Here is a 25,725-nt window from a genome sequence, read left to right on the forward strand (position 1 = left end):
ATATGTGTATAGGAGACAGCCCCCACACCCTTCGTACGGACCACCGGAACACGCGCGCGCAACTTCCTGCGCACCCTGGACGATCCACCCGGCCAGCCCGGCGAAGGGTCCGGGGAATCGCGGTGCCCCCACCGGTCGGGCTGGTCAATGTCACGAGGTGTGGTCAGTTCCCCCCCGGGAGCCAGATCCCGGCTCCCCACTCCTCCAGCCTCGCCCGGCGGGATTCGTAGTCGGGGAGGGCCCGGTCGACCATCCGCCAGAAGTCCGGCGAGTGGTTCGGTTCGTGCACGTGTGCCAACTCGTGGACCAGTACGTAGTCCACGAGAGGGGTGGGAAGCTGCATGACCGCCCAGTGGATGTTGAGGGTGCCCCGGGCGGAACAGGACCCCCAGCGGTAGCCGAGAGGGCGTACCAGTAGCTCTGACGACGGGGCTTCTAGACACGTTGCCCATGGCTCGATTCGTCGGGGAAGCCAATGCCTTCCCCGGTCCACGTACCAGGCGACCAGGGCTTCTCCGGCTGCGCCCTTGAGCTCCTGGCGGATCCTGAGCCGGCCGTTGGTCAGGGAAACCGGGCTGGACGCCTCGGCGACGGTCTTCAGCCGGTAGCTGCGTCCCAGGTAGTAGAAGCCTTCACCGTCGGTGAAACGCCGGTGCGGGCGCCGCTGCGCGTCTACTTCGCGGTCGCGCACCTTGGCGTAGAGCCAGGGCAGCCGGGTGCGGATGAGCCCTTCGAGGGCAGCGCGGTCCGAGCCGGGAGGCACAGCGGCGAGGATCCGTGCATCGCGTTCCACCGTGACCCGGACGCTTTTGCGCCCGGGAACGGCGTGGACCTCGATGACCAACCCTCCTACGAGGAGCGGTTCGGCCAGGGTGTCGGGCATGAAGGCTTACAGATCCTTCTTGTTGTGCTGAATGATCTCTCGCACCGCGGGCGCGAGGCTGTCGACGGAGGGCTGCGTACGGTCGTTGAGAGCGAGGAGCATCCAGATGTCGCTTTGCAGGTCGTGCAGCGCGGCCGTGTTGTAGAAGAGGTCCTTGCGGGCGGTGTGCCGGACGGCGATGTCGCGCACTTCGCGCGCCAGGCCGATCAGGTCGACGCGTTCGTTGTCGGCGATGACTCCGTCTGTGATCACCGTGGTCAGTTGTTGGTAGACAGCCTGCTCCAATTTGCTGAGGCTGCGTACGTCGGCCGGTAGTCCCGAATCACGCCCCGCGGCTACATCATGCGCCTCTTGAGAGAGCGATTCGAATGCGGTGAGCTGCTGCGCCCAGTCCTCCGCGTACTTCTTGAGGACCTCCTCAAGGCGTACACGGAGTTTGTCGTAGGCGACGGGGTTCTCGTTGAAGTGGAGTTCGATGTGGTTGCGTACGGCGTGAGCCATCATCGAGGCCTTGGCCCGAGAGCTGGGCATCTGCTCGACCTTGGTCCGGAAATCATCGGAGGTGAGCCGGGTGGGCTCTATCGCGCGCTCCACGCCGAGGGCCTTGACGTGCTCGTCGATCAGCTCAGCGACACGCTCGCCGTACGCGGCGGGGTCGAAGCCGTCCTCTTCTTCACTGAAACGCTGCTTGGCCACCTGGGCGATGAACCCGAAGAGCTTGGCCGGTAGCTGGTAGGGGCGGGTGGCCTCGCGGGGCAGGAGGAGGTCTAGCGTGCTCAGGAACTCCCGCAACAGCCTGCGATATTCGATGCGCCGTTCCTCGTCCTCCAGCGTGTCCACGAGCTTGTGTACGGCGAGGGTGTCGGCGGGGTCGACGAGGGCGCGAGTGAGGCCGAGGTGGTGGCGCAGCGCGTCGCACTGGTGCTCAAGCTTGTTCTCTTCGTGCTCGAAGTCGATGGGCTTGCCCTCGGCCTCGTCGGTGGCGTAGGCCTGCATCGCTTCGTTGAGGGCCTTGGAGACGCCCGCGTAGTCGACGACGTAGCCGGCCTGCTTCTTCTCCCCGTAGGTACGGTTCACGCGGGCGACGGCTTGGAGGAGTTCGGCCTCGCGCATCCGTCGGTCCAGATACATGACCTGCTCGATGGGGGCGTCGAAACCGGTGAGCAGCATGGTGCGGACGATCAGTACTGCGGTCGGCCGGGACTCCGGGGTGAGGGCTTCCGGAACGGGGAAGGGGCTGCGGAAGGCCTCGATCGCCTTCTCCTGGGCGCTGCCGTTCGACCACTGGGCCCAGTCCTTGTCGTCCTCGCTGTCAGGAGAGATCACGGGAACGAAGTCGATGACCTTGAGCAGGGCCAGGTTCCGGTGGGCGGAGACGAGCAGACGCTGTTTGGGCGTACGGTCCTGCGAAGGAGTCTCCTGGGCCTTGGTGAGGATGCGGGCCGGTGGCCGGGCGGCCTTCTCCACCTCGGCTACCAGCTCGTCTCGCGCCTCGACGAGCGCCTCTCGGTACCGGACGGCAATCCCTCGGGAGTGGGCGACGACCTGGGCTTTGAAGCCCTCCTTCATGGCCCCTTCGACGTAGTGCCGCAACATGTGCCGGGCCTTGCGCCGGATCATGTCGTCGGCACCGAGGACGGCGGAGGACTTGGCGTAGCGCTTTTGGAGTTCGTCGTACTGCTCGTCGGTGAGCTCCTCGAACTCCTCCTGAAACGCCTCGTCCAGGGCCTCGCCCTCGGTGACCGCGCCCTTGGCGATGTGGCCTTCGTAGTAGATGGGAACGATCGCACCGTCGTCCTCGGCATCCTTGAGCCGGTAGGTGTCGATGAACTCACCGAAGGTCGTGGTGGTGAGTTTGCGGCGGTTCATGATGATCGGAGTGCCGGTGAAGCCGATCCGGGCCGCGTTGGGCAGGGACTCCATGAGGTTCTGGTGGAGTGCGGAGCCGTGAGAGCGGTGTGCCTCGTCAATCATGATGAGGATGCCGTCACGGTCATTGACCGGGCCCCAGCCGGGGGTGCCCTGGTGGGCAAGGGAGTCGGCGGCGTTCTGCCGGGCCTTCTCGCCGTCCTGCTGCTTCTGGATCATGACGAAGACGAGGCCGGCGTTCTCCAGCCCGAGCACCTTCGGCACCTGTGAGGCGCGGGTGATGACATCCGGCTTCTCACCCGCGAGAGCGGCGGTCTCGGACAGCTGGTCCTGGAGCTGCTTGCGGTCGGTGACCACGACAACCTTGAAGTGCCCAAGACCAGGGGTCGAGCGCAGTTTGCGCACCAGGAACACCATCGTCAGCGACTTGCCGGAACCCTGTGTGTGCCAGATGATCCCCCCGCGCTTGTCCTCCTTGCCGTGGACCTGCTTGGTCTCGCCCTTCTGCAGCCGCTCGATCGCCTTGCAGACGGCGCGGTACTGCTGATACCGCGGGGCGATCTTCACACGGGCGGTACGGCCCTCGGCGACCTCGACGTCCTTGAAGACGACGAAGTTCCGCACGATGTCGAGCAGCCGGTGCGGGTGCAGCACCCCGGCAACGAGCACCTTCTGGGCGCCGGCGAAGGCGTCGTCCTTGTGGAACATGGTCTCGGCGACCTGCCTCGTCTCCAACGGGTATGCGTCCCGCCAGACCACATAGTCTTTGGGGCGGGCGGTGAACGTGCCGAGCAAGGCCGTGTCGCCAGTGGTCGCGACCGTCAACTGAACGGTACGGAAGAGCTGCTCGCTGCCCTCAGGGACACCCGCCTCCTGTTTTTGGTTGGCGTACCGGCGCAGCTGCTGGACGGCCCGGTGGGCGTCGCCGTGCCCGGCCTTGAGCTTCTTGCACTCGATGACGACCAGCGGGATGCCGTTCACGAACAGCACCAGGTCGGCGATCAGCTTGCGGGGCTTGCCGTGGTCGTCCCGCGCACCGGGGATCGTCATCGGAAACTGGGAGACGACTAGGAAGTCGTTGTTCTCCGGCACCTCCCAGTCCACGAACCGCACCTTCTGGGCTCGCCCGCCGTCCCACCCATCCACTCCGGGGACGGCCACCCCCTCGATCAGCGCTTCGGTCGCCGCCTCATTCGCGGCCACCAAACCACCGCCGCGAGCGCCGCCCCTGACGAGTGCCGCAATCGCTGCCGCCGCTCGCACGTCGTCCACCCACGTTGCCCCGTCCGGCATTCGATTGAGCCGATCCAGCCGGCTGCGGAGAATCCCGGTGAGCAGCGCACCATCCGCACCCTCCCGGATGTACCGCTCGGCTCCGGCCTCCTGCAGCTCCGCGCCTTGCTTTCCCACCGCATGCCGCCACCCCATACTCCGATGAATCAGCTGCGCGATCAACGGCGCTTCCACGTACTTGTACTCGGGGCCGGACATGAGCGGTGCGATCTCCTTCGAGTGAATGGCACGCAGGGGGCTGGGTGCGAACACTATTGTGCTATCTGTTACCGCGCCCCGGAGGTGCTTTCCGTCGACAACTGGGGTGATGCGCCTTCAGAGGTGAGGTCATGTACCAGACTTCGGCCGATCTTTTCGATCTTGTCCAGTGCCTCTTGCTCTTTCCTGATTGCGTCGTTGAGTGCACCCAGCTTTACTGACCATGCTCTTTGAGTGGGGAGATCTGGTGCACTTAGCTGAAACTCTCGAAAGTCTCGGAGGTGGATATGATTAAGGCCAGTTCCCGATGAGAGCTTTCGGAGCTGAGTGAAGAACTGTGGCGAATCGAAGAACATGCAACCATATTGGGGATCCAGCAGGAGGGGGGCCGTTCTGATCAGTGCCACTGAGACGAAGATGCTAAATTTCGGCACCTGCTCAGGGACGACGCGCGCCACGCCCAGTGTGCCGTCTTTGGAAACGAGAATATCTCCGGCGGAAGGATCTGCCCGTCGGGAGAAAATTGCATGATCTTCTTCGGAGATGTAGCGAACCGGATCCATGGAAATTCCGGTGCCGCGCGTCAAATTCTCTACAGTGACAAAAGGGACGCCAGATTCACGGTAGTTTGGGGTGTGGTGTACGCCATCGACAATGAGGGTGGTGAGCTCGCCGAGGGTTGATTGCCTATATTCCCCATTATTGGACATGGCGTGCCGAATGAGATCCTTTCGGATCGAAAACAGCTTGCGCAATACTCTCTTGTGGTGGCCCTTGCTGTGGCTGATTTCGTCAAGGATTTCGGAGATCTTCCGCTGTTCCCCTAGGGGCGGCAGCGTGATTTCATAGTCGAGTAGATCTCTGTCTGAGAAGTTTACTTGCGACTCCGCCATCCCTGTTTTGCGGGTTTCTAGATATTCTTGAACCGGCCGGGATGTCAGGGCTAGTGAAAGATATTTGGGTACGACTTTATTTGAGTCCGGCCGCAGGAGGATCATTTTGCCTGAAACGATGAGGCGTGGCCGCGTGTGTGTGACATAGGCGGCGACGCCTACGCGGTGTCGAGGGCCCGCTTTCGTTACGCAAATATCGCCCGGGTGGACTTCCTTTGAGTGGATTCCCCAGTACTCCTCAGGGAGCGCCTTGTGTGCACTTTCGTTCCAGCCGGCCCAGGTGATCGCGGTTGTCTTAAGCAGGCCCCATTCGGTAGATTCTTGAATCTCGCGTTCTTCGCAGATTGGGCTAGGGCCCGATGCGTGATGCAGGAGGAGATCGCGAACTCTATGCACTTCCCATTTGGTGAATGCTTGGCTAGGCATATCCCAACTCCTTCAGGTACTCACGCAGACGCTTGGCTGAGGCTTCGCGTTCCTGCTCCAGATGGGCAAGGGTGACTGCGTACTTCTCGCCCCAGTTCCGGAAAGCGTCGATCAGGGCGCGGCGGTCAGAGGTGACGAAGCGGATCATGCGCGCGTATAGGTCGGCGTTCAGGAAACCGAGAACGACTTCCTGGGCCTGGGTGCCGGTCAGCTTATTCGCTGCGGATTTCAGTTCGTTTACGAACGAGGCCTTCAGTGCGGTCAGTTCCAGCTTCGCCGCGCGCTGCTTCTTTTTTAGAGCGGCCAGTTCCTTGGGCGGCAGGACCTCAGACAGGTCGAGTTCTTCTTCGTCCCCGTCTTCTTCGCCATCAGCGTCGCTTGCCTTGGAGGTCTTCTTCGGCGGCGATCCTGCCTTCACCTCCGCGTCCAGTTTGGCGACGAGCGCCTCCACCGTCTCCAGCTGCTCCACGTAAGCCGGGATCAGTTCGGGGACCAGGCGGTGTTCACGGGCCTTGCGCATCGCGGCCCGGTGGCGGGCCTTTGTCTTGGCATCGGCCTTGGCCGATGGCTCTTCGAAGGCTGAGGCGATACTGCGGACCCAGCCGTCGATGAGGCCGTTGAAGTCCTTGGCCATCAGCACGAGGAGGTCGTTCTTCGTGTCGAACCACCATGCGGCGACCGTGCCGGCCAGCTGGTGCTTGTCCAGTACCCCCACGGGCTCCAGCGCCTCGGTGAAGGTGGTGAGCAGCTCTTTGCGGGCCTGCGCCATCTGCTGGTGGACGGGGAGCTTCGCCAACCGCTCGGCGTGCTCGTCCCACCAGGTATGGAAGGCCCGCCCGAGGAGCACCTCCAACTCCTCTGCCAGCCCGGGGATGCGGGCGGCCGTCGCCTCGTACCCCTCCTGCAGGAAGTCCACATAGTCGGGGTCGCCGTCCCTCACCCGGAAGAGCGCGCCTTCCGGGTCGATGCCGAAGGCCTCGAACTGCGCCTTGCGTGCCGCGATCTCGGTCCTGGGCACGCCCCCGTACAGATGCGCCCGCACGTCCTGCGGCTCCGGGGCGGGGGTGTTGTCCACGTAGCGGCGGATGTTGAGGTTGTAGTCGTTCCTCGCGAGCTCTTCGAACTTCACGACCCGTGCGAAGCCGGGGATCTCGGCCCGGTTCTCGTATGCGGAGACGATCTTCTCGGCGTGTTGGGCTTCCAGCAGGTTCTGGGTGCGGCCGGTGGTGATCTCTCTGTCGGCGTTGATGAAGAGGACGCCGTCGCGCCGGTCTGCGGGGACACCGTCGCGGCCGCGCAGGACGAGGATGCACGCTGGGATGCCCGTGCCGTAGAAGACGTTGGGGCCGATCCCGATGACGGCTTCCAGGCGGCCCTCTTCGATCATCTGCTTGCGGATCTTCTGCTCTTCCCCGCCACGGAAGAGCACTCCGTGTGGCATGACGGACGCCGCGATGCCGTCTGCCTCCAGCACGGCCAGCACGTGCTGGATGAACATGAGGTCGGCCTTTTTGCCCGATTCCGGTGTCCAGCCGTACGCCATCCGCTCAGCGAACTTCATGCCCTCGCGGCGGTAGTTCTGTGCGAACGGCGGATTGGTGAGGATGCGGTCGAAGCGCTGGAGCTGACCGTTCTGGATGTGCTTGGGTTCGGCGAGGGTGTCGCCGTGGTGGATGATGCCGTCGGCGACACCGTGCATGAGGAGGTTCATGCGGGCCATGGCCCAGGCGCTGCCGTTGTCCTCTTGGCCGTACACCGCCAGATGGGACCCGTCGCCCCCGTGGTCCTGCACGTATTCCTTGGACAGGATCAGCATGCCGGCCGATCCGCAGCACGGGTCGTAGACGGACATGCCCGGCTGCGGTTTGACCAGCTGGTTCATCATGCGGATGACCGAGCGCGGGGTGTAGAACTGGCCACCCTTCTTGCCGCCCTCGTCGGCGAATTCGCCGATCAGGTACTCGTACGCGTGGCCCAGAAGATCGGGGAACTCGAAGTCGTCGTTGCTGAGCCGGTACTCGCTGAAGTGGTCGATGAGCTGCTGGATGACCGGCTTGGTCAGCTTGGTGTTGCCACCACGGCTCTCGGTGAAGCTGATGTAGGAGAGCACACCGTCGAGCGCCTGGTGGTTGTGGTTCTCCAGTTCGGCAAGTGCGATGTCCAGCGCCTTGCCTGGCTCGGTCCGGGACTCCCGGACGATGCTGGACCAGCGGGATTCCTGCGGAACGTAGAACTCGTGAGCTTTGTAGGCTCCCCGGGCCTCGGAGATCATCTCTGCTTGCTGAGGGCTCTTGCCCTCGGCGACGAGCTTCTTGACCAGTGCGGCACGTGCCACGTCGAACTGGTCCGAAGCCCGCTTCAGGAACAGCATTCCGAAGATGTAGTCCTGGTACTGCGCGGCATCCATCTTGCCGCGGAGGATGTCCGCCGCCGCATACAGATGCCGCTCCAGCTGGGGCAGCGTGAGCTGTGCCACTCGGGTCTCTCCTTGTTCATGCGTCCCACAGGAAACGCATCCTGTGGCATAACGGCCCAGACTGGGACCGGGCTACGACATTCGGTTCGTCCTGCGTGTCCTTGGCGCCCGCCGCTCGGGCAGGTGCCCCTCGGGTCGGGATGCTCCCGTATCCGGGAAGTCCTCGCCCAGGAGTTGTGTGAACAGCCCCTGCCGGACCGCGTCGAGGCGCGCGAGCATGCGGTGCTGGATGTCGGCCTGCTGGGCCATCTCGCCGAGCGCCCCAGCCAGTAGACGCTGGGTGCGCAGGTCGGGCAGAGCCACCCCCAGCCCTTTCACGGCGGACGCCGTGAGGCTGGACACCGTGCCCACCTGGGCATAGGAGAGGAGCTGATCCGCCACGGGGGGGTGGGCCAGATAGGACGAAAGGTAGAGCGGGTCCACGCGCTCGGTATCTGGGCGGATCCGCATGCACGAGGAGTGGTAGACCCAGCCTTGATCACGGGCGGACTCTTCGATCAGGGCAACCCGCCCGACTGCCCCCAGGCGGACCAGCATCAGGTCCCCAGGACGCAATCCGTAGCGGTTCAGGCTGGCTGGAGCATCCGGGAGCCGGCGAAGCGTTGACACCTCGATCCGCCCGGTGCGTGTGACATCCGCCGGGGTCACCACCGGAGTGCCGGAAGCGTCGGTCGCGAGATCGACGAAAAGGTCGCTGGAGGGGCTCGCGGTGACATCGCAGCATTCACCCAGCGGCGCGAATTCCCACCTCATGCGCCCGCACCTCGACGCTGCGGGCAGACGCCGGGACGAGCGGCCAGCAGGTACGGGATCGCGATGTCCGCAGCGGAAACCCGCAGTGCGACCGTCTCGGACACGTACCCGATGACGGTGAGCGCGGAGCTGCGGTCGGCGACGAGGTCCCGTCCGCCGATGCGCTCCTGATGCGCCATCTTGTTCCGCAGGATGCGCAGGTGATCCACACGCTCATGGAGTTCCACGCGACGCCCTTTGAAGTGCGGGAAGGCGGCGCGCATGGGGCGCCACAGCTGGGTCTCGTAGTCAGCGCCACGACCCATGAGCGAGACCCAGAAGCCGAGCGGCACCTCTCGCTGGATGGCGGTGGGCGACAGCGGGACACGCGCACGGTGCAGCTTGCCCTTGGCTTCCCTGATCTTCTTGTTGGTCTCGTAAGTGAGGTGAAGGTTCGGGGCTTCCCACCAGTCCTCCTGCCCGTAGTGCAGAACGAGCCTGGCCGAGATGGCACACCGCAGGACGTTCTCCACGTTCCGGAGTACCTCGTACGTGGCCTTGGAGATGTTCGTCTCCCAGTCGGACCACGCCAGCGCCTGCCGGCAGGCAGCGGAGCAGAGGGTGTCGGGATCGGCGTACCTGGTGGCGTCGATCATGCGGATCAGGTTCATCTCGTCGGTCGTGGCGCACTGCATGGAAGTCCCCCCGAGGGTCCGTGTTGCGTATCCAAGGACCGGGGATTACGTTGGACTGCGTAAGCCCCGGTGTGTGCCTCTGCTCGCAAGCGCCCCGGGGCATAGTCATGCCCGGAACACCCGGCCTATGGGAAACCCTGCGTCACGGCTCGAACGTTTGCGTGCATGAGTACGGTAGCACAACCATTGGCCATGACCTGCATCAGGCGTATGTGAATACACAACACCTCGCAGGGCTTCGCTCCAGAGGGGGAGGCGACTCTCGGGAGCGACTCACCCCGAACCACCCGACGACGTCGAACAAGACCGCGGGCTTGACGGCGCGTCTGAGCCTCGACGAGCTCGGCTGCTTTCTGCGCGAGGCTGTGTCCAACCCGCTTGCCCTGCTGCCGCTGCTGGTGGCGGGCGAACTGCCGCTGCTGGGGGAGTTGGCCCTCAGGCACGCTGTCTCCGCTGCTGAACACGCTGCTGGTCAGTCGAAGCCCGTCTGCGCGGCGGCGAGGTGACGGGTCCGGTTCACCCCTACGGGGTGACCGGACGGCGCTAGCCTGGCCGGGTGAATGCGCGTACCGCCCTTGTGAAATGGCTGGGAACCCTGGCTCCTCAGCGGCTGACCGCGTTGCTGGAGGAGCGGGATCTGCCGCTCGCCGCCGAGTACCGACGGATCACCACCCTGCGCGAGCTCGCCGAACACCTGCTCACCGACGAGTCGGTGGGCCAGGGCCTGATGGCGGGCACCGCCGGAGAACTGGAATTGCTCGCTTCCATCGCCGCCCTCGCCCTGGAGCGGCACGGCCCCGTAGCCGGTGGCGAGGCCGAGGACGGGCCCCGGTATCCCTGGCAACAGCGGAAGCCCGTTGCCGCGGTGGAGCCCGCGGACCGACTGGTGCCCGAGCGGGACGTACTGGCCTGGTTCGAGCCGGGGGAGAAGCGGCGGCGGGCGGAGCACACGCTCGCCCGACTGCGGGAGCGCGCGCTGTTGCTCCCCGCGCCCAAGGGGAAACTGGCGCTGCCGCCGCTGTTGCATGTCCGGGCCACTGGGTTCGACGGTTACGGGCGCACCGCCAACCGGCTGCTGACCTACGCCTACAACGCCCCCGAGGTCAAGCGGATCGCCGCAAACCTCTTCGGCGAGGGGGCGGCCCGTACCCGCGACCAGGCCCAGGAGCTGATCACCGCTCTGCTCGCCGATCCCGCCCGGGTGCGGGCACTGGTGGCGGGCGCTCCGGTCCGGGCGCTGGAGCTGCTGGACCACCTGGTACCCGGCCCGCCGCTGCTGCGAACCCACTGCTTCGTCGGCCGGTATGGGGCACAGTACGCGAGCCCGGACGCCAAGTACGTCTTCCGGGAGGGCGGCAGCGGAGACCAGGGCACCGACTGGCTGGCCGGGCGCGGACTGCTGATCCCCTCCGGCCTCGACCTGGTGGAACTTCCGTACGAGGTCGCCCGTGCGCTCCGCGATGAGGGCGCGGCGCCCAGCCCCCGGCTGGAACCGGAGCCGTTCACCGCCACCGCGCCGCTGCCGTCCGGCTGGGAGGGCGAGGGTGGCACGGCCGCCGCGGCGGCCGCCTGGCGGGCCGAACTGGTACTGCGGGCGCTGGCCGCCAGCCGGTCGCGATCCGCAAGGCGGGCGGGATCGCCGTACGGGACACCCGGCGGCTGGCCAAGGCGGCCGGGGCCGATGAGGCAGGCACCCGGCTGTGGCTGGACCTCGCGGTGACCGCCGGACTGGCCGCGCCCCGGGACGACGAACCGGCCCCCGCTTCCCGCGGCCGCCGGAACCTCAAGGCCCCCCAAGCCCTCCGCCCGGCTGTTGCCGAGCGACCGCTACGACGCCTGGGCCGCCGCTCCGCCCGCGGGCAAACTGCTGTCGCTCCTGGCCGCCTGGGCCGTGGTCCCCGCAGTACTCAGCCACTGGCCGGACCCCGACGAGACCCCGGTCGCGCTCATCAGTCCGCAGGCCCAGGTCCGCGTGTACACGGCGCATGTGCTGGAGTCCCTTGAGCATTACCGGCTGGCGGTGGTGGCGCACGCCGCCGCGGCCGATCCCTCAGCCGGCGCACCGGACCGCGGAGCCGACGGGAGTGCCGCGGCGCGTGAGGCTCGCAGCCGGGTGCTGTCCCTGGTCTCCGGTGTGCTGGCGGATGTGTGCCACGACCGGTTGATCGTTCCGGAGCTGGCCTGGGAAGACCTGCCCGAGGACCGGCGAACCGTGCCGAGCCGCGCGACGCGGCGCCAGACCGTCTGGCAGGCGGCGGCGGCCGTCTGATCGTGCTCGCGGCCTGTTCACCTGGGCCGGTGCACCCGGTGAGTTCGTTTCCCCGATTCTCTTCGGACTCAGTGGCGCCATCGGCATACTTCGGCGGTTACACCCTGGTATGCAGGATCGGTTCGGGTGGCATGGGCCAGGTGTTCCTCGGAGAGTCGGCGGCCGGGCAGTAGATCGCAGTGAAAGTGATCAAGCCTTCGGTCCTCGACGAGGACACCCGTACCCGGTTGCTCCTCGAAGTGGACAGCCTCAAGACGGTGTACGGGCCGTTCGTTGCCGCCTTCGTGGCAGCGGACGCACACGCCGATGCGCCCTGGCTCGCCGTCGAGTACGTACCCGGGCCCGATCTGCGGTCCTTCGTCACCGAGCACGGCCCGCTACCCGCGGCCGAGACCGCCAGCCTCGGAGCTTTGCTCGCCGAAGGACTGGCCACGTGCACGAGGCGGGCCCGCTGCACCGCGACCTGAAGCCGCAGAACATCCTGCTCGCTTCCTACGGTCCCAAGGTCATCGACTTCGGCCTGGCCGTACTTGCCGAGCGGCGCTCGTTCCTGACCGCGACCGGCTATGTGGTGGGGTCCATCCTCTGCATGCCGCCGGAGCAGGCGCGTGGGGAACACCAGCTCGACCGGGCTGCGGACGTCTATGCGCTCGGTGCCGTCCTGCTCACTCGGGCGCATACTCGTACGGCCCGGTGACGCTGCCAATGGCCACGACCGGCAATTGCTTTCGCGGCATGACGACGTAGTCGCCGATGTCCATCGTGATGAATCGCCACAACTGGCGCTTCCAGTTGTCGATCGTACCGACGGCTTCCTCCGGGTACCCCTTCTCGCCAGCAGCTCGCCGATCTTGTCGGCTGACGCACAGCCTTTGAGATCGCCGAGCCAGCTGGCCAGCATGTCCCACACACAAGGCGATCTGTGGGATCGGATGTGTAGGGGTAACCGGGTGTGTCCGAACGCCGGGAACACGGCAGCCCCCGGCCGGCCGTCGGACCGTACGCCGGTCGAGCGCCGAATGCGTCCGAGGGTGTGCCATGGCCGCGTGGTGTTACTTTCGGCCGGGGGTCCACTTCATGCCAAGCCGGTACGCGCGGGAGATCACGTCCTGGACGCCGGGGCCGTCCTGCGGGGTGAACCAGCGCACCTCGCGTCCGATGACGAGTTCGCCCTTCTGCCGCTTGATGAGGGCGATGGCGCAGGCGTGCGCCTGTGGCGGGCACTCGTCCAGAACCACCCGGAAGCGGTCGCCGCGGTCGGAGGTCAGGGTCACCACCGCGTCGAGGCCGCGGAAGTCGCCGGCCCCTTCGTGGATGTAGACGAAGAGCAGGAGCTTCTGGAACTCGTCCTGGTGGTCCAGGTTGATGACGAGGTTCTCTCCCCCCTCCAGGGCGCCGGTCCTGTCGTCCGTGTCAAGGGCGACGTAAGGGAAGCAGTCCGCCGCGCCGAACGCGTTGCCCAACGCCTGCACCACGGTCTTGGAGCCGTCGGTGCAGCAGATCATGCAGCCGAGGTCGAGATCCACCGTCTTGGCCGCGGCCGACCGCAGCGACGCCCGGATCCGGCTGAACAGACCGCGGGCCTCGCCGGCCTCCCGCTGCGCGGCGGCCTGCGGTGAGGTCCAGTTGAGGTTGACTCTGATCAGCCCCGACGTCACGCCGTGCTTGCTCAAGGAGACCGTGGGCGCGGCCTTCGTCAGGTTCACGGTGGCGGGCTTGGTCATGCGGCACCTTTCGGGGAAGGTCCGGGGGGGCGGGGGGTGGTCGACGACCTTACAGGCGGGGGGTGAGGCGCCGCATGGAATCGGTCGTTTGGTCCTCTGCCACCCGCGTACGACCGTTGGGAAGGGATGGAGGCGGCGGGACTCGCAGGGCACTTGAGGTGTTGAGGACACCAATGACTCGTGGAGGTGGCACCGTGCCGGTCCCCGGGGTTGTTCGACCTGGCAGCCTTTAGTGTGAGGGCCATTGAGGGGAGTCCGAGCCGGATCGGAGCGCGGAGAGTCGTGGGCGGTCTTACGGAAGCGAAGTTGAGGGAGCTGGCCGGGGAGCGCTCGTTCGAGCGTGGACTTGGTTACGTCGACGAGGTGTCCGGGATCGAGTTCGGTGACGGCTGGATCAGGGCGTCGGTCCGGGGTACGCAGCGTTACGAGGTGGAGCTCGCGCTGGGTGGGCGCAGAAGACCGACGGGCACGTGTGACTGCCCCTACGGCCAGGAAGGCAACTTCTGCAAACACTTGGTCGCCCTCGGACTGACCGTGATCGCCCAGAACGCGGACCTCCCGCGTCTGCGGGAGTCGGCCCGCGCCCGGTCGCGGAGCCTCGATACCTGGCTGTCCGGCCTGTCGCGGGACGAACTGCTCAGCGTCGTAGGGGAGGAGATCGCCGAGGACCGACAGCTTCGGCGCCGCCTGGAGCTGCGGGCGGCGAGCGCGCGGGGCGACCTGGCCGGGGTCCGGTCACGGGTCCGTGACCTGCTGGACATCGGTCCATTCGCCCAGTACGGCTACGTCGAGTACGGCGATGCCCGCGCCTACGCCGACCAGGCGCGGCAGGCGGCTTCAGCAGTCCGCTCGCTGACCGCCTCGGGCCGGTCCGTCGACGCGATGACCCTGGCCCGGGAGGCGATCGGTCTGCTGGCCGGGGTGGTCGAGAACGTCGACGACTCCGACGGATGGCTCGGGCAGATCGGCACCAGCCTCGCCGACACCCACCACGATGCCTGCCGCGCGGCGCACCCCGACCCGGAGGACCTCGCGCACTGGCTGGTGACCCACGCACTCGACGATGCGGCCGACCTGACGGACATCGACCCGCTGGATTACGAGGACCTTCTCGGAGAGAGGGGGATGATCACCCTGCGTCAGTTTGCGGTCGAGGCGTGGAAGGCGAACCGCACCGGCTGGGCCGAGAAACATCTGATGCAACGGCTGGCGAGGTCGGGCCGGGACGTCGACACGGTGATCGCGGTGTACGTCGCCGACCTCGCGCCCAACGGCCACACCCACTTTCTCATCGCCCGCGAACTGGACACCGCCGGCCGTCCCGCCGAAGCCTTGGAATGGGCCGAGCGCGGGATCCGAGGCACCGAGGACCTCGCCACGGTCGACACCACCCTCGTCGACGACCTCGCCGACCGCTATACGAAGGCCAGCCGGCTTGCCGACGCCGTCACCCTGCGCCGCGACCACTTCGTCGCCTGCCGCAGCCTGCTCACCTACCAGCAGCTGCGCGCCGCGGCCAGGGCCGCCGGATGCTGGCCGCCCGAGCGGGAGCAGGCCCTCGATCTCCTGCGCGTAGACGCGGGCGGGAAGGGCGCCCAACGCGGCCCCGTCCTCGTCGACGCCCTGCTCGACGACAAGGACATCGACGCCGCCTGGCAGGCGGCCACGTCGTCCGGCGCCCACGACGGCCAGTGGCTCACCCTCACCGACCTCGCCCGCCCCACCCGCCCGGCCGACGCCCTCGCCGTCTACCTCCGTCTGGCCGCCCGCCTCACCCACGAGACTGGCAACCATGCCTACGAACAGCTCGTCAGCCTGCTCCTGAGCGTCCGCGACTGTCACCACCGGCTCGGTACGCCGGACGACTTCACCACGTACGTCACCGACCTGCGCGCCGCCCAGAAGCGGAAGCGGAACCTGATGCGCCTGATGGAGGAGCATGGCTTGTGAGCCAGGATGGCGTGGCCGGACACCCGGGCGCCCGGTGTGCACCTCACAGATCAGGCTGCGCTCGAGCCCGACGGAGGACCGTCGCCCGTCGGCAGGCGGGGTACGAGGTGCTCCAGGAAGGGGCGCCGGGCCGAGGGCGGTGGTTGCCGCGCAGTCCCGCCGGGGACGCGCGGCGGGGGACGGGATGGACGTCAGGATGCTGGCTGTCGAGACTGGGTCCTCGTTGGTCCAGGCCGCCAAGGAAGCCGCCGCTGATCGATCGCGACTGCCGGGACGCAGCGGCGCAGGCGCATCACCGGGACCGTCCAGCAGGTCGATCCCCGGGTGGTCGTCAATCCCGTGCAGGCCCGGAACCTGCTCTGTGCGGTCTCCTACGTCGGTGGTTACGGGCGGGCGCGGGGGCGGAGGCTGGTCGGCCTCTTCGCCGGGATGTACTACGGGGGTTGCGGCCGGCCGAAGCCGTGGCGGTTACGTTGCCGGACTGCGAAGTGCCGACGGAGGGGTGGGGCAGCGTGGTCCTTCATGCCACCCGCCCCTCCGTCGGCAAGAAGTGGACCGACAGCGGACGGAATCACGACCTGCGCGGTCTGAAGAGTCGCCCGCCAGGTGGCACGCGCACGGTGCCACTCCCGCACGAACTCGTCAGCCTGTGGCGGGAGAGCGTCGATACCTTCGGCACCGCGGACCACGGTCGGCTGTTCTTCAACGAGAAGGGCGGCATCGTGGGATCCACCACCTACGACCGTGCTTGGTACGAGGCCCGCGAACTCGTGCTTTCGCCGGGCCTGGTGGCATCCCCCTCGCCCGCCCCTACGACCTGTGGCACTCGGCCCTGTCCACCTGGCTGAACGCCGGCGTCGATTCCACCGAAGTCGCCGAACGGGCTGGGAACAGCGTGGAGGTCCTCATGACCCGGTATGCGAAGTGCCTTTATGGGCACCAGGCCCTCGCGAACAAACGCATCGACGCGCTTCTGGACGAGTACAACTGAGGGGCCGTCATGATTCTCATGGAGAATCAAGCGGTCCGCGTAGACCTTGCGTCCCACGCATATCCCGTGCGAGCCGGTTTCACGCGGTCGGGCACGCCCGATCTCGTACACGTGTCGAGGCAAAAGTGCAGGTCAGAGACGTGTGAGGGTCAAGGTGATAGAAAGTGCAACGGTCACACAGGCCGTGTGTCTTTTGGCATGAACAAGAAAGCCTCTGACTTGCATTTCTGCAGGTCAGAGGCTTCTTCAGCACTTCTTGCGAAGTGCCCCCGGCAGGATTCGAACCTGCGCACACGGCTCCGGAGGCCGTTGGCTGCCCAGACGTTTTCGCAGGTCAGAGGCTTATCTGACCATCCGTCAAGCCTGCGGTCCCATGCATGTCCCACGAAGCAGAAATGACCCAAATGACTGTTTCGCTTCGATGGTACCGTCCCGCGTGGCCCGTGTCCGCACTCTGGAAATATTCTCACCTGGTCCCGACGTTCCACCCCGGCAACAGCAAGATCGGTACGGGGGAGGTGTCGGGCCTGAAACTGTTCAACACGAAAAGCGGCGTGACTGAGGTCACGCCGCGTCTGGCCGAGGTCGAGGCCGATGTGCAGGACCTTGTCGAGGCGCACATGCAGACGATGCTCGGCGTCCGGTTCCTGGCGAGCGAGTACAGAACCGGACCGGTTCACGCCGGCCGCATCGACTCGCTCGGCATCGACGAGAACGGCGCACCGGTGATCGTCGAGTACAAGCGCGGAACCGACGCAGGAGTCATAAACCAGGGTCTCTTCTACATGGCCTGGCTGCTTGACCACCGGGATACGTTCCGGCACCTGGTCCGTGACCGGCTCGGGGCCCACGCCGCGGCCCAGGTGCTCTGGAGCGCACCGAGGCTGATCTGCGTGGCCGGCGACTTCACCCGCTACGACATCCACGCCGTCCGCGAACACCGGCACGCCATCGACCTGGTCCGCTACCGGTACTTCGGCAGCGAGCACGTCGGCCTTGAGACGGTGGCCTCCTTCGCCGGCCGCGCCGTGGCGCCGAAGGCTGGCAGCCGAACCCGGGGCACGGCGAAGGCGCAGCGGACCGCGACGGAGGCCGGGGCCATGGCGGAGCTGGCCGCAGCGGTCGACGAGGCACTGCTCGGGCTCGGCGAGGACCTCACCAAGGTCTCGAACCAGACCTACACGGCCTACCGGCGAATGCAGAACTACGCCTGCCTGGTCCCGCCGAAGAAGGCCAAGCTGCTGGTCTACCTGAAGGCCGACCCGGCGACGGTCGACCTCGTGCCCGGCTTCGCGCGTGACGTGACGGGGCTTGGCCATCACGGCACTGGTGACCTGGAGCTGACGCTCCAGTCCGAGCGGGACCTGGAGCGCGCGGCCGACTACTTCCGGCAGAGCTACGCGCTGGCGTGATGGGCCTGTGCCCAGAGATGGACTGCAGGTGCCGGACGGCTCCGGTTGGGGCTGAGCGACTGGGTTCGTGACGTTGCCTCTCGACGGATCAGGTGTGGGTGGCGGTGGATTTTCAATGATCCGGCGATTCCCCGGTTTGGCTGACCGGGGATCTGCTGCTATGTTCCGCCGCGCCTGGACAGCGAGGGCCGGTGCGCCCGTCACCTGGTGGGTCAGGTCCCAAGGCGGGCTTTGCCCGGGAGCTACTGTTCGTATCCTGCCGTGGACGGGTTTTTGCCACACTGGAGTTGTGACCGAGCCTGAGACGACACCGGAGCCAGATGCCGCATCCAGGCGGCGCTCATGGTGGACGGCCCCTGAGAACAGTCCGTTGCTCGCCGAGCCGTCGTTGTTCCTCACGGTGGAGGCGTCCTACCAGAGTGTCGTCTTGCGGATCCCGTGGAGTGAACCGTCGGCTCGCTGAACTCGACGGTGGGGCTGTAAAGCGCAGCACGCGTGGGGGCGTCGTACTGGCACGGCTTGTGCCGCGCCACGCCGCTGCCGATGCAGTGCTGTTTGCGAGCCGGTTCCTCGGGCGAGTCCAAGAGGCGGCGCCCTACTGCAGTTGTCCCGGGTATGCGGTGAGACCCCGTCGAGGGGGGGATTCGACGGGGTCTCACTCAGACAGTAGCTCTATGACCCGCCGCATCGGGTGTGAAGGCGCGCCTCTGCGTGTTGGCCATCCAGACCGCACTCTCCGCGGGGTGTTCGCCGGTTCAGCGTCTGGGCGCACGCCGATGCGTGGCGGCCGGGGGTGAGGCTGCAACCGGCTTCTGGGCGAGATGGCCGGTGGGGCTGGCGGCGTGGAGTGGGGCTGGCTGGTGGCTGTAGCCGTGAGCCAGTTCGAAGGCGACGTCCTGGATGAGGGCCGCAGGGGCGTGCGTGGAGAGGTGGATGGCCCATGAGGGGTTGTCGGCCGTGTTGCCGCCCCAGATCGTCCAGGCCGGCAGGACGTCTCCTTGCTTGACGAGGGTGTCGAAGCGCAGGCCTGCCCGTTCGGCCGTGGGTGCCGTCCACTCGATTAGCCGGGATCCGACCTTCAAGGGCCAGCCCGTGTCTTCCAGGGGGCGGGAGGCATGGGCGAGGTCTTCCTCCTTTACCGGGGCGCCGGGTCCCTGACCCCAGGAGTCTTCGGTGCTGAGGCTGTTGAGGAGGGCGCGCATGATCTCGACGGGGGTGGCCGGGGTGGCGGTGGCGTGCCAGAGGCGTTCGCCGACGGGTGACTCGTAGGCGGCGATCGTCCAGGCGCTGTCGCCGTGCGTGGCCTCGTGGAGGAACTCGACGCGCAGGGTGAGGGACTCGTGGCTGGCGATGGTGGTCTCGTCGTGTGGCCGCCATTTCTCCCATTCTCCGTTGGTGGCGAAGAAGTCCGTCAGGAGGGCTTCGTGGTCGCCGGGACCGTTGGCGTACACGGGCACCAGTTGGGACGTCTCCTCGGCCGCGGGGCTCGATGGCGCAGCCGGCGGGGTGGGGGAGGACGGAGCCGCGCCCAGGACGGCCAAGGTGTCACGCTCGATGTCGGTGAGTGGGGCCGGTCCGGGGCGGACCGCGACGGTGTGGCGGCGGTGGAAGTCGGCTACGGCCTCGGCTTCGGAGGAGTAGTCCGTCTCCTCTGTGCGGAGATGGTCCTCACCGTGGAGGTGCACGCTCTTGCCCCCGACGTAGGTGCCGACCGCGACGGTGGTCCAGCCGTCATGAGCATGAAGATGGATGATGAGGCGGCCGGCGAGTATGTCGTCGTGAATCCGCTGGGCCTCCCCGGTGTGCTCGCGGATCTCCTCGGGGCTGAGCCACTGCCAGTGCGTCGGGGCGTTGCCGTAGGTCCATTCGGTTTCGATCTCCTCTTGGAGCGCGGCGCTGACCTCCACGATCGCACCGCCCTCCCGGAGGGCTGAGGCGGCCTTGTCGGCATGGTGGGGTTCATCGTGGTCGATTCGGGCCAGCGCCATCGTCGTGTCGCCGGTCGGCCGGAAGCCGTACTCGGCGAGCACGGCGCGGGCGAGGTAGCGCTCGGGGGCGGTGATGGTGGCGACTACGGCGCTGCTGTGGTCGGGGTGGAGGGCCAGGCGGAGATCGACGTCGTCTGTGCGGCGGGGCATGCGGCTCGATTCTCGGGTCCGGCCGGCGGGTGGCTGGCCGGACCCGGGTGGGGTGGGCTTATCGGGAAGGCCGCGGGGAGGCGGCTGGGGCGCGGGTCCTCTGCTGGGCGGGACCGGCCCGGGAAGCCGGGACAGGTGGGCGTGGGGCGGTCGGCTGGCGGGTGGCGTGTTGCCAGCGGGCCCGGACCCCGGCGAGGTGGGCGAGCGTCCGGCGGCTGCCGGTGATCACCTGGTGTGGCGAGTTCGTCAGGTCCTGAGCGAAGGCCTGGACGTGCAGGCCTGCGAGGTGCGCGTGGTGCAAGAGGGCACGCCGCAGGATCTGCTCGCCCCAGTGCTCCGGCGGTCCCGCCGGGCTGTCCAGCAGCTCCAGGGCCTCTTGCGGGCCGAACGCGGGCGTGAGTAGACCGCTTTGCTGCGCCTCCCAGAGCACGGTCACCTTGTCGACCGGCTCGCCCCGGCTGGCCAGCGAGGTCAAGCACCGGTACAGGCCGCCGTACAGCTGGGTGGTGAAGTCCTCCGGGCGCAGCCACCGCATCGACGCCAGGGCCTCCGGGTACGCGGTGGCTGTCGACAGCAGCAGCTGCTCCTCGCTGGCGACCTCGGGCCCCACCTGGAGGCTAGGTAGTGCTGGGGGAGGGGTGCGCGGCGTGGGTGGGTGTCTCTTCACGGATCTACGCCCGTCGACGTCGGGGCCTCGCCCGTCGGCCGGCGGGACCGGATCGTCGGCCTATCCGCGTCGGGGAATGTAGGTCTCGGTGATCTCTACGGGAGGTCACGGCCGATCTCCGCGACGGCCGAAAGCTGACCCTCTGACGCTGCGACGGACCAGCCGCCGAAGTACGAGCGGCCCAAGGGGGCAGCGGTGGAGGGTGCAGATCCGTGAGCCGTGATGGTCGCTCGCACCCGTACAAAGGCGAGAACTAGGCAACCCCTGGGGAGGGAGTCCCGCCTTCGGCGGCCTCGGCAGGGAGTGCGATGGTGAACCAGGCCGTCGGGCCCTCGGCCACCCGGACCTCCTTCACCAGCCGCTTGAGTCGCGAACGGGTCGTCTCCACCCGAGTTGGATCCTCACCAATCGCCGCAGTGATGTCGTTCACCTTCAGTGCCCGCCCGGAACCCGCGAGGAGCGTCAGTATCCGTTCCCTTGCCTCTTCCAGGCCGAGCGGTCCAGATGGAGGTGCCGGCTCCGCAGTTGCAGTCGAGGCGGCTGGGTCAGACTGGTCCCCCTCCGTATCCGGACGGCCCGATTCATCCGGCACAGCCGGATCCCCGCTCTGGGAGGTGTCATTCACCAGGGACAACAGAGTGTCCCTGGTGATCGTCAAGCGGATGAGGTGCTCCTCGGCAGCGGCGATCTCGGTGCGGAGTTCACCCAACTCCTTTCGAACGTTGAGTTCTTCCTCATCCAGCCGTTCAAACAGTGTCGTCATCGCCCGCCCTTGACGCTCATCCATGCCCTTCGGGCTCTGGTTCGCGACACCGAAGCCCCTTGAGCCACCGTAAGAGATGTACGGGAAGATCGCAGGAGCTTTCGGCAACGCCGGAGATGGGTAACTCCTGCCCAGCTACGACGCGTTCACGTATGCGGCTGCGTCGAGTCTGGCTTCATCACGAGACGGGGTCGAGTTCCACCGCAGCGCGATGGATCCGCGCACGAAGGTGATGCACCCGTGGTCACGCAGGATCGGCATGCACAGAACTCCAGGAAAGCCGTGCGCAACCACGGCGACCACCGCCTCCCCGCCTTCAAGTCGCCGACAGTCATTGATGGCCCCACCTCCGGACTCCTGACGACCCTGCGACTGTCGCGTCTCCGGCCCGCCATGCGGGACCCACTCTCTGCCCGATGATGTTCGGGATTCACCCCCAGCCTTCCCGGGATCCCTCTACAGTGAGGGCGCAGCGTGCACCGCATCACTGAAACGCAGCTCTGGCGCGGCCAATTACCCCTGACAATCGTTGACTTGATGGAGGTTCAGTGGCGCCCGACAAGCTCCTCCAGCGGTTGGAGTGGGAGCAGCGCGTCGCGCGGGAGAAGCTGGACGCAATCCGGGAGCGACTCGTCGCCCTGGAGGAACGTGCGGCCGCTCTGGCCATCACGCGCCGCATGCTCACGGATCTCCTCGGGGCCGAGTCGGGCGCCGGGGAGCCTCCGACCGAGTTCACCTCCGAGGGTGCTCAGGAGCCGTCCACAGGCCCTCAGCGCGAGGAGAGAGTCGCGCCACCCATGCCGCCGGGGAAGCCCAAGGGGCCCGTCAGCCGGAGGATCGTGACTTTGGTGGCCAGCGCGGACCGCCCCATGCGAGCGCGCGAGGTGACCATCGCCCTGGGCCGTAAGGACCCGACCCGTTCGCAGGTGGAGGCCACCCGCCGGGCATGCCGCAAACTCGCGGGATCCGGCTTCCTGAAGGCGCTCGCGTCCGGCGAGTTCACGGGCCCTGAGGGGGCGGCCTAACGGGGCGGCGGATTTCGCGGTGAACACCGCTCGACGTCGGAGGATCAGCCGGCCCGGGCGAGGTAGAGGTGGTGCCGCCGAGGGATCAGTCCCGGCGGCACCTGCACACGTCCGACCCAGTAACGGCTTCAGCATGCGTTGACGAGGGTAGCCCAGGCGTGGGCTGCCCGTGGCGTGCTGAGCCGAATTCGTCCTGCCCGCGCCTATTGCGCGGGCCATCGGAGGTTCAGCAGTGGCCCGATCCCGGCCCGGGGGTTCCCGGGTACAACCCGACACCGAGGGCGTCCTCCAGTCGGCTCAGCGTCGCAACGTCCGGCCAGCTGTCGCCGGCGAGGAGGTTGGCGATGGCCTGTCGGTTGACTCCGCTGAGCGCCGCGAGGCGTCGCAGACCGAGCCCTTCCCGAGCCATATGCCTGGTCAGGGCGGCGGCGATAGCTTGCACCACCCGAGCCTGGGGGTGGTCGGGGATCGTCGCCTCGGGCCAGCCCTCCGGGTCGTCGGCCAGTTCCCGCGGCGGCACGCTGCGGCCTCGTCCTCCGGTCATGCGGATGCGCTCCTGACGGTCGAGGTGCACAGTCACGAAACAGATGGCTGCTTGTGTAGCCATTTCTCGTGGTGTGTCCCTTTGGAGACGGATGTGAGCGGCGCGATCCTCGGCTACGGGCCTTCGGAGGAGCCGTCGGAATGGCCCCTGGTCGCCGACGGCGTGCGTATGGTGGCCGCCGCCACCTGCGATTCGGTGCCCTATCCGGCGCCGAAGCTCATGCTGGTGCTGTCCGGACTGGCCGTGTACGCGGAGCGTGCCGGGGTCGCGCGTGACCCGCTGGCCTGGCTGGCGCCCGAGGTGATGACGCGGTTCCTGCTCGCCCGCAAGGGGCTCAAGGGCAGCTCGGTGCAGACCTACCGGTCCATCCTGCTGCGTGTCCGCGAGGCCTTGCTGTGGCTGGAGTACGGGCAGCAGCCCACGCCTCGAATGAGCGCCAGCCGGGAGCGCGCCGCCCCGTACACGCCGCCGGAACTGGCCCGCTTCCTGATGTGGGCACGCACGCTTTCCCCTGCGGCCGCCCACGGGGGCAGTGCTCTCGCGCTGCTGGCGCTCGGGGCCGGCTGCGGGCTGACGCGCCGCGAGGTACTGGCTGTCCGCGGCAGCGACATCACGGTGCTGCCGTCCGAGGCGGTGGTCGTGGCGGTGCCGGGCAGCGACCGGCTCGTCGTCTGCCGGGCGATGTGGGAGGAGGACCTCGCCGCGCGGGCGCGCGTCGCCGGGGACGGCTACTTGTTCCTGCCGCAGCGCCAGGTCGCCGAGCCGAAGAACGGCATCTCCAACTGGACGAAGCGCACTCTGAAGAACAGCTCCGGGCTCCCGGAACTGAGACTCGCCCGGCTGCGCAGCACCTGGATCGTGGAGCTGCTGCGCCAGCGCGTCCCTGAGGATGTGATCGCCGATGCGGCGGGCATGGCCTCGACGGCGGCGCTGGCCCCCTACCGGGCGTGGGTCCCGCCGCTGACCACCGAGTCCACCGCACGCATGCTGCGGGGCTGGGCGTGAGGACCCCCGCCGACGACCCTCGCTACCAGCCCGGCAACGGCCGCCCCCGGCGGCCCTACCCGCGTTCACAGGAACCGTCCGAGCTGCCCGACAGCAAGGTCAAGAAGCTGCACCGAATGTTGCACCTCAGCGGCGTACCGGACGCCGTCGAGGAGCTGTTCGCCCCGCTGCCCGGCCCACCCGGGTACCCCATCCGCCTTGTCCTGCTCGGGCTCGTCTGCGCCAGCTACGAGAAGGCCAGCACCAACCTGGACGACGCCTTCGAGATCATCAGCTTCGGCACCAGCAAGCGACTGCGGGCCGAGCTGTCCATCCCCACCTGCGACATCGAGGACCAGGACGCGGTCAACGCCCTGTACAACCGCTTCCACCGGGCCTGGAGCCGCATGGTCCGGCTGCTGGACCCAGCGCCGCACCAGCGCCGCAGCCGGCTTCCCCGGGCCGATGGCCGCAAGGTCGCCGCGCTCTGGAACGGTGCGACGGGCGAGCCGGCGCTGCGGCGCCTGGAGGAACTCGCCAACCGCCTCGTCACCTCTCCGGTCCGCACCGCCTTCACCAAAGGACTGATGCGTCACTGGCGCGGGGACACCGCCATCGACACGACCTGCGTGCCCACCTGGGCGCGCCCCCACACCCGCAAGCGCTCCGCCCTTGAGGCAAGCGCGAACTGGCACTACAAGGGCGGTGGCGACCGGGAGTTCGGCTACAGCGCCACCCTGGCCATCGCCGCGCACGCGGACCCCGACCGGGCCGGCCGCTACCCACAGCTGATCCTCGGCATGGTCCTGCACACCCCTGAGAAGGACATGGGCCGCCACGCCCAGTACGTGAGCGCAGTCCTGGCCCAGCTCACCGAGCTGCGCGGCTTCACGGCCGCCGACCGCGCCTACACCAAACTCTTCCCCAAGGACTTCCACCAGCCGATGCGGGCACTGGGCTACATGCCGGTCCTCGACTTCGCCAAGACTCAGGTCACTCCCCGGGCAGAGGGTTACCACCAGGGCGCCATCGCGAAGGTGGGGCGCTTGTTCTGCCCCCGCACCCCGCGTCGGCTGCTCGACCTCTACCAGCAGATCCGCAGCGCAAAGAACGAACGCGAACGCATCCCCTTGCGAGAGCAACTCCAGGAGATCGAGCCGTACGCCCTCACCCGCAAGGACACCCTCGACGAGCGCGGCACAGAACGCTTCGCCTGCCCCGCGACCAAGCTCAACTGCCCCTGGGCGCAGGAGCGCGAGCGCCTCGGCACGCCGAAGAGACAAGGCCCCGTACCAGTCACCATCCACCTGGACGCCCCACGCGCACGCAGCGCGCACCCCGCCGCCAGGCCCAGCATCGACGTCCCCGACATTCCTCTCGACGACCGCCCCAAGTGCTGCCGTCAGTCCTCTGTCACCGTGCAGGCGCACGTCATGCCCCGCATGCGCCAGGAGCTCCCCTGGCAGACACCGTCCTGGGCCCTGGCCTACCAGAGCCTGCGGGCCCACATCGAGGGCGGCAACGGCCGCCTGAAGTCCGTCGACACCGCCCTGCACGCACGCGAGAAGCGCCAGCCCCGAGGACGAGTCGCCCAATCGCTCCTGGCCGCCATCACGGTCATGGTCGAGAACATCACCGAGCTGGAACGCTTCCTCATCGCCAGCAAGAAGAGCGCCCGAACCGGCCTCGACCTCGAGGCCGGCGAGGACCTCATCCCCTACCCCCCGGCCGGTGAGACATCCACGCCCGCCCCGCACGGCGTGAGCCGCAGCCCCTGACGCGGTGCGCGCCCC

21 protein-coding genes, 1 tRNA gene and 1 pseudogene are annotated in these 25,725 nt (G+C 67.5%); 11 read left to right on the forward strand and 12 right to left on the reverse strand.

Translation table 11 applies throughout. The features are described from left to right. Nucleotides 1-163: 163 nt before the first annotated feature. From DRB89_RS23565 to DRB89_RS23590, 6 genes are all read right to left on the reverse strand, one after another. The gene (locus tag DRB89_RS23565; RefSeq protein WP_112450375.1) at nt 164-883 is read right to left on the reverse strand and encodes a SprT family zinc-dependent metalloprotease; all 720 of its coding nucleotides are present in this window, start codon (nt 881-883) and stop codon (nt 164-166) included. Between the two features lie 6 nt (nt 884-889). Further along, nucleotides 890-4,243 (reverse strand): HsdR family type I site-specific deoxyribonuclease, encoded by a 3,354-nt coding sequence (locus DRB89_RS23570; RefSeq protein ID WP_112450376.1) that lies wholly within the window; start codon nt 4,241-4,243, stop codon nt 890-892. Between the two features lie 68 nt (nt 4,244-4,311). Next, complete coding sequence (locus DRB89_RS23575) at nt 4,312-5,562, reverse strand: restriction endonuclease subunit S (RefSeq protein ID WP_112450377.1); 1,251 nt, start codon at nt 5,560-5,562, stop codon at nt 4,312-4,314. Continuing rightward, nucleotides 5,555-8,038, reverse strand: a complete 2,484-nt coding sequence (locus DRB89_RS23580; protein ID WP_112450378.1) for a class I SAM-dependent DNA methyltransferase — start codon at nt 8,036-8,038, stop codon at nt 5,555-5,557. The genes DRB89_RS23575 and DRB89_RS23580 overlap by 8 nt, the downstream gene beginning before the upstream one ends. A 72-nt stretch (nt 8,039-8,110) precedes the next feature. Continuing rightward, nucleotides 8,111-8,791, reverse strand: a complete 681-nt coding sequence (locus DRB89_RS23585) for a restriction endonuclease subunit S (protein WP_112450379.1) — start codon at nt 8,789-8,791, stop codon at nt 8,111-8,113. Continuing rightward, nucleotides 8,788-9,465 (reverse strand): hypothetical protein, encoded by a 678-nt coding sequence (locus DRB89_RS23590; RefSeq protein WP_112450380.1) that lies wholly within the window; start codon nt 9,463-9,465, stop codon nt 8,788-8,790. Before DRB89_RS23590 ends, DRB89_RS23585 begins: the two co-directional genes overlap by 4 nt. A gap of 314 nt (nt 9,466-9,779) precedes the next feature. On the opposite strand from DRB89_RS23590, the gene DRB89_RS23595 reads away from it, so the two are divergent. The 5 genes from DRB89_RS23595 (at nt 9,780) to DRB89_RS46375 (ending at nt 12,431) form a co-directional block, all read left to right on the forward strand. Further along, nucleotides 9,780-9,971: a hypothetical protein gene (locus tag DRB89_RS23595; RefSeq protein WP_112450381.1), complete on the forward strand. Its 192-nt coding sequence runs from the start codon at nt 9,780-9,782 to the stop codon at nt 9,969-9,971. 50 nt (nt 9,972-10,021) lie between these two features. Next, the gene (locus DRB89_RS23600) at nt 10,022-11,185 is read left to right on the forward strand and encodes a hypothetical protein (protein ID WP_162688697.1); all 1,164 of its coding nucleotides are present in this window, start codon (nt 10,022-10,024) and stop codon (nt 11,183-11,185) included. Nucleotides 11,186-11,278: 93 nt separating this feature from the next. Continuing rightward, the gene (locus DRB89_RS23605) at nt 11,279-11,734 is read left to right on the forward strand and encodes a hypothetical protein (RefSeq protein ID WP_112450383.1); all 456 of its coding nucleotides are present in this window, start codon (nt 11,279-11,281) and stop codon (nt 11,732-11,734) included. A 185-nt stretch (nt 11,735-11,919) separates the two neighbouring features. Next, complete coding sequence (locus DRB89_RS46370; RefSeq protein WP_343234575.1) at nt 11,920-12,201, forward strand: hypothetical protein; 282 nt, start codon at nt 11,920-11,922, stop codon at nt 12,199-12,201. Then, the gene (locus DRB89_RS46375) at nt 12,168-12,431 is read left to right on the forward strand and encodes a protein kinase (RefSeq protein ID WP_343234576.1); all 264 of its coding nucleotides are present in this window, start codon (nt 12,168-12,170) and stop codon (nt 12,429-12,431) included. The genes DRB89_RS46370 and DRB89_RS46375 overlap by 34 nt, the downstream gene beginning before the upstream one ends. A gap of 355 nt (nt 12,432-12,786) precedes the next feature. Here DRB89_RS46375 and DRB89_RS23615 read toward each other — a convergent pair whose 3' ends face one another. Beyond that, a complete protein-coding gene (locus DRB89_RS23615) occupies nt 12,787-13,458 on the reverse strand; it encodes a hypothetical protein (RefSeq protein WP_112450384.1) in 672 nt (223 codons plus the stop codon). A 282-nt stretch (nt 13,459-13,740) separates the two neighbouring features. Between DRB89_RS23615 and DRB89_RS23620 the strand changes: the two genes are divergently transcribed. Both DRB89_RS23620 and DRB89_RS44815 read left to right on the forward strand, forming a co-directional pair. Next, complete coding sequence (locus DRB89_RS23620; protein WP_112463406.1) at nt 13,741-15,408, forward strand: SWIM zinc finger family protein; 1,668 nt, start codon at nt 13,741-13,743, stop codon at nt 15,406-15,408. Between the two features lie 306 nt (nt 15,409-15,714). After that, nucleotides 15,715-16,399, forward strand: a pseudogene (locus DRB89_RS44815) (site-specific integrase); the annotation flags it as partial. A 264-nt stretch (nt 16,400-16,663) separates the two neighbouring features. Here DRB89_RS44815 and DRB89_RS43115 read toward each other — a convergent pair. Beyond that, nucleotides 16,664-16,741, reverse strand: a tRNA-OTHER gene (locus DRB89_RS43115). A 176-nt stretch (nt 16,742-16,917) separates the two neighbouring features. Here DRB89_RS43115 and DRB89_RS23630 point away from each other — a divergent pair. Next, a complete protein-coding gene (locus DRB89_RS23630; protein ID WP_112454324.1) occupies nt 16,918-17,811 on the forward strand; it encodes a DUF5655 domain-containing protein in 894 nt (297 codons plus the stop codon). A gap of 755 nt (nt 17,812-18,566) precedes the next feature. Here the strand turns inward: DRB89_RS23630 and DRB89_RS23635 are convergent. From DRB89_RS23635 to DRB89_RS23645, 3 genes are all read right to left on the reverse strand, one after another. Then, nucleotides 18,567-19,949 (reverse strand): DUF317 domain-containing protein, encoded by a 1,383-nt coding sequence (locus DRB89_RS23635; RefSeq protein WP_112452691.1) that lies wholly within the window; start codon nt 19,947-19,949, stop codon nt 18,567-18,569. Between the two features lie 58 nt (nt 19,950-20,007). Continuing rightward, nucleotides 20,008-20,559, reverse strand: coding sequence for a DnaB-like helicase N-terminal domain-containing protein (locus DRB89_RS23640; protein WP_162688698.1), 552 nt, complete (start codon nt 20,557-20,559; stop codon nt 20,008-20,010). 310 nt (nt 20,560-20,869) lie between these two features. Then, a complete protein-coding gene (locus DRB89_RS23645) occupies nt 20,870-21,403 on the reverse strand; it encodes a hypothetical protein (RefSeq protein WP_162688699.1) in 534 nt (177 codons plus the stop codon). Between the two features lie 524 nt (nt 21,404-21,927). Here DRB89_RS23645 and DRB89_RS23650 point away from each other — a divergent pair. Continuing rightward, a complete protein-coding gene (locus tag DRB89_RS23650) occupies nt 21,928-22,404 on the forward strand; it encodes a hypothetical protein (protein ID WP_112450360.1) in 477 nt (158 codons plus the stop codon). Nucleotides 22,405-22,630: 226 nt separating this feature from the next. Here DRB89_RS23650 and DRB89_RS23655 read toward each other — a convergent pair whose 3' ends face one another. Further along, nucleotides 22,631-22,948 (reverse strand): helix-turn-helix transcriptional regulator, encoded by a 318-nt coding sequence (locus tag DRB89_RS23655; protein ID WP_112453674.1) that lies wholly within the window; start codon nt 22,946-22,948, stop codon nt 22,631-22,633. A gap of 93 nt (nt 22,949-23,041) precedes the next feature. Between DRB89_RS23655 and DRB89_RS23660 the strand changes: the two genes are divergently transcribed. Both DRB89_RS23660 and DRB89_RS23665 read left to right on the forward strand, forming a co-directional pair. Further along, the gene (locus tag DRB89_RS23660; protein ID WP_112450359.1) at nt 23,042-23,953 is read left to right on the forward strand and encodes a hypothetical protein; all 912 of its coding nucleotides are present in this window, start codon (nt 23,042-23,044) and stop codon (nt 23,951-23,953) included. After that, complete coding sequence (locus DRB89_RS23665; protein ID WP_112450358.1) at nt 23,950-25,710, forward strand: hypothetical protein; 1,761 nt, start codon at nt 23,950-23,952, stop codon at nt 25,708-25,710. Before DRB89_RS23660 ends, DRB89_RS23665 begins: the two co-directional genes overlap by 4 nt. The last annotated feature ends 15 nt before the right edge of the window (nt 25,711-25,725 follow it).

The sequence above is a fragment of the Streptomyces sp. ICC4 genome (assembly GCF_003287915.1).
GTDB classification, from domain to species: Bacteria; Actinomycetota; Actinomycetes; order Streptomycetales; family Streptomycetaceae; genus Streptomyces; species Streptomyces tritrimontium.

What these genes read in the sequence shown, in the direction of transcription:
- DRB89_RS23565 (WP_112450375.1), bottom strand. Translation starts at nt 883, where the DNA reads ATGCCCGACACCCTGGCCGAACCGCTCCTCGTAGGAGGGTTGGTCATC.
- DRB89_RS23585 (WP_112450379.1), bottom strand. Translation starts at nt 8,791, where the DNA reads ATGAGGTGGGAATTCGCGCCGCTGGGTGAATGCTGCGATGTCACCGCG.
- DRB89_RS23575 (WP_112450377.1), bottom strand. Translation starts at nt 5,562, where the DNA reads ATGCCTAGCCAAGCATTCACCAAATGGGAAGTGCATAGAGTTCGCGAT.
- DRB89_RS23570 (WP_112450376.1), bottom strand. Translation starts at nt 4,243, where the DNA reads ATGTCCGGCCCCGAGTACAAGTACGTGGAAGCGCCGTTGATCGCGCAG.
- DRB89_RS23645 (WP_162688699.1), bottom strand. Translation starts at nt 21,403, where the DNA reads ATGGATGAGCGTCAAGGGCGGGCGATGACGACACTGTTTGAACGGCTG.
- DRB89_RS23655 (WP_112453674.1), bottom strand. Translation starts at nt 22,948, where the DNA reads ATGACCGGAGGACGAGGCCGCAGCGTGCCGCCGCGGGAACTGGCCGAC.
- DRB89_RS23590 (WP_112450380.1), bottom strand. Translation starts at nt 9,465, where the DNA reads ATGCAGTGCGCCACGACCGACGAGATGAACCTGATCCGCATGATCGAC.
- DRB89_RS23615 (WP_112450384.1), bottom strand. Translation starts at nt 13,458, where the DNA reads ATGACCAAGCCCGCCACCGTGAACCTGACGAAGGCCGCGCCCACGGTC.
- DRB89_RS23635 (WP_112452691.1), bottom strand. Translation starts at nt 19,949, where the DNA reads ATGCCCCGCCGCACAGACGACGTCGATCTCCGCCTGGCCCTCCACCCC.